The 2,381-nt window shown below is 68.1% G+C and carries 4 protein-coding genes and 1 pseudogene; 2 read left to right on the top strand and 3 right to left on the bottom strand.

Annotated elements, in window-relative coordinates; genetic code table 11:
- Both H7A73_RS18190 and H7A73_RS17870 read left to right on the top strand, forming a co-directional pair.
- Positions 1 to 168, top strand: a pseudogene (locus H7A73_RS18190) (acyl-CoA desaturase); the annotation flags it as partial.
- A gap of 16 nt (positions 169 to 184) precedes the next feature.
- Positions 185 to 394, top strand: a complete 210-nt coding sequence (locus tag H7A73_RS17870; protein WP_182067231.1) for a cold-shock protein — start codon at positions 185 to 187, stop codon at positions 392 to 394.
- A 282-nt stretch (positions 395 to 676) separates the two neighbouring features.
- Here the strand turns inward: H7A73_RS17870 and H7A73_RS17875 are convergent, their stop codons facing one another.
- From H7A73_RS17875 to H7A73_RS17885, 3 genes are all read right to left on the bottom strand, one after another.
- Positions 677 to 1,096, bottom strand: coding sequence for a hypothetical protein (locus tag H7A73_RS17875; protein WP_182067228.1), 420 nt, complete (start codon positions 1,094 to 1,096; stop codon positions 677 to 679).
- An 80-nt stretch (positions 1,097 to 1,176) separates the two neighbouring features.
- Positions 1,177 to 1,326 (bottom strand): hypothetical protein, encoded by a 150-nt coding sequence (locus H7A73_RS17880; RefSeq protein ID WP_182067229.1) that lies wholly within the window; start codon positions 1,324 to 1,326, stop codon positions 1,177 to 1,179.
- 511 nt (positions 1,327 to 1,837) lie between these two features.
- Positions 1,838 to 2,077, bottom strand: coding sequence for a hypothetical protein (locus tag H7A73_RS17885; RefSeq protein WP_182067230.1), 240 nt, complete (start codon positions 2,075 to 2,077; stop codon positions 1,838 to 1,840).
- Positions 2,078 to 2,381 lie beyond the last annotated feature (304 nt).

Genomic DNA, 2,381 nt, shown 5'->3' on the forward strand with positions numbered 1-2,381 from the left:
CAGGCCCGCCTGCTGGTGCGTGACCACTGCGACACCCTCGACGTGCCGTACACCGAGACCACGTTGCTGCGTTCCTACGGCATCGTCGTCCGGTACCTCAACCGCGTCGGACTCGCCGCCCGCGATCCCTTCGCCTGCCCGATGGTCGCGCAGTTGCGCATCCACTGACGCCGTGCTGGCGATCTTGCCCACCGGCACCGTGAAGTGGTTCGACCACGCCAAGGGCTACGGCTTCATCCACCCCGATGACGGGTCCGCAGACCTGTTCGCGCACTTCTCGAGCATCGTCGAGACGACCGACGCCCGGCCGCTCGCCCAGGACGACCACGTGCAGTACGAGGTCGGCCCCGGCAAGAAGGGGCCCCAGGCCAACACCATCTCGGTCATCCGCTGATCGGCACCACCACGAGCAACGCCCCGACCGGTCCGGTCGGGGCGTTGTTCGTTGCGCGCGTGACCGCGGCCGCGGCCGCGGCCGCGCGAGTCTCGCCCTGCCGGACAGGTTGCGGGTCCTGCTCCCCGCAAGCTGTCCACGGGACCGAGTCTCCGCCGCCCCTGCCCCCCCCCCCCCCCCCCCCCCGCCACGAGCCTTGGCCGTGAGCTCGCTCCGAGCGACAGCTCACGTCCGCTGGCCCACGGAAGATGTCGCTCAGCGTGGAACGAGGCGGGCGTTCACTCAGTCGTCGTTCAACGAACCCGGGAAACACCGCGAGAACGACGACAACCGGACCTTCTTGGTGTCGTTGTAGATCGTGATGAGGTACTGGTCGTCGTTCGTCCCGGTGAGCGTCAGTCGCTTCGCGCCCTTGTCGGTCGTGTCGATGGCAGCCGTGTACCCGTCGTCACGCACAGCGGCGGTGATCGCGTCGTAGGTCTCATCGACGTCCACTGGGCGTGCCAGGGTGATGGCGGCGCCGCCCGCTGCCGAGACAGCGGTGTCCGAGCAGGCCAGCAACGTCCAGTCGATCGCGCGGCTGCTGGCGATCACGTCGTCCGGGATCGCACCGATCAGCCGGTCTTGGATCTCGGTCGTTCGTCGTTCAGCAGTCGTCCGGGACACCGAGGCGGTTGCGCCCGGCTCGGGTTGTTCGTCCATCGATGATCCTCCCGCGCAAGCAGTGATGGACAGTGCGAACGTCGTCACGAAACCCGCGACGAACCAGGCGGAGCGGGTGGTCACTCGAAATGCTCCTCGGCGAGTTGATCGAGGACGGCACCATTGCCCTCGAGGCGTGCGACCTTGTCGTACTGGTCCATCAGGTCTCCGGGATCGTAGGGGTTCGCGTCGGTCTCGAAGCGGGCAGGAAGGGCCCAAGTGGACAACATCGCGTCGATGGACCCGGGCCGTGGTCCTGCGACGAGCGACCGCTCACGCCCCTCAGACTTCGTGAGGTGTCGAGGGGCGGACAAGGAGCCGGAGATTGCAGGGCGAGAAGGAGGCGATCCGGACGGTCGGCGACTCGTTGTCGACAGTGACCAGGTACCTTGCCGGTGCCGGTGCCGGTGCCGGTGCCGGGGCTGAGCGCGAGCCGTTCGAGGCCCTTGCCGGTCCGGTTGGTCTCGACAGTGAACAAGGGGTCCGCCGAGAACTCGGACCGGATCTTGCCGTAGGCGGGATCCACTGCTTCCGAGTCCGTCAGCCGCAGGGTGATGCCGCCGGCAGAATGCACTTCTGAATCAGAACATGCGAGCAGTATCCACTTCCGAGTCATCTCAGAAGAGACCTTCTCGGCGTCGAACGTGTCGGCGATCGTTCGTTGCACAGCACCCGCGCGCTCCTCGGACGCAGCGCGGGCCTCCGCCTGATCGGAACGCGATGACACTGTCGTCGTTGCCGTCATGGGTTGCCCTCCAGCGCATGCTGGCCCGTCGCTTGCCCGACCTGCAGGGTGTCGGCGGAGGAGTAGTCCGTGTACGTGGTCTCTCGGTCGGGCTGCCACGACTCAGGCATCCCGGCTCCGGAGAGCGACGCGACCTGATCGTACTGCGTGCCGAGGGTCTCAGAGGTCCTGATGTTCGCCAGGCCCCAGCTGTGCCCGATGGCCGTGGTCTGCGCGTCCGTCAGCTCGGAGTCCACGTGGTCCGAGCAGCGGCCCCGCACGCGGTGGGGCCGTGGGATCGCCGACGAGACGGCCCGGAGGCACGGTGTGGTCTGGCACCGCGCGTCCCGTCCGTCGTTCCGCACGTCCAGCGCCGCCGACGCAGGTCGGCCCGGACCGCGCTGCTGCGTGGTCCGGGCCGATGGTGGTGGTGCGGGGTGTTACTTGATCTGTGCGGTGATGGTGGCGGTGCCGACGAGGAGGCCGCGCTTGACGGCGTCGGTGCCGAAGGTCTTGTTCAGCAGGCCGGCGGCGTCCTCGGAGATGTGGACGGTGGTGCCG

Origin of the sequence: Curtobacterium sp. ME12, from assembly GCF_903970855.1 — a bacterium.
Taxonomy (GTDB): domain Bacteria; phylum Actinomycetota; class Actinomycetes; order Actinomycetales; family Microbacteriaceae; genus Curtobacterium; species Curtobacterium poinsettiae_A.

Excerpts from the sequence above, each read along its gene's own strand:
- H7A73_RS17875 (WP_182067228.1), bottom strand. The coding sequence starts at position 1,096 with ATGGACGAACAACCCGAGCCGGGCGCAACCGCCTCGGTGTCCCGGACG.
- H7A73_RS17880 (WP_182067229.1), bottom strand. The coding sequence starts at position 1,326 with ATGTTGTCCACTTGGGCCCTTCCTGCCCGCTTCGAGACCGACGCGAAC.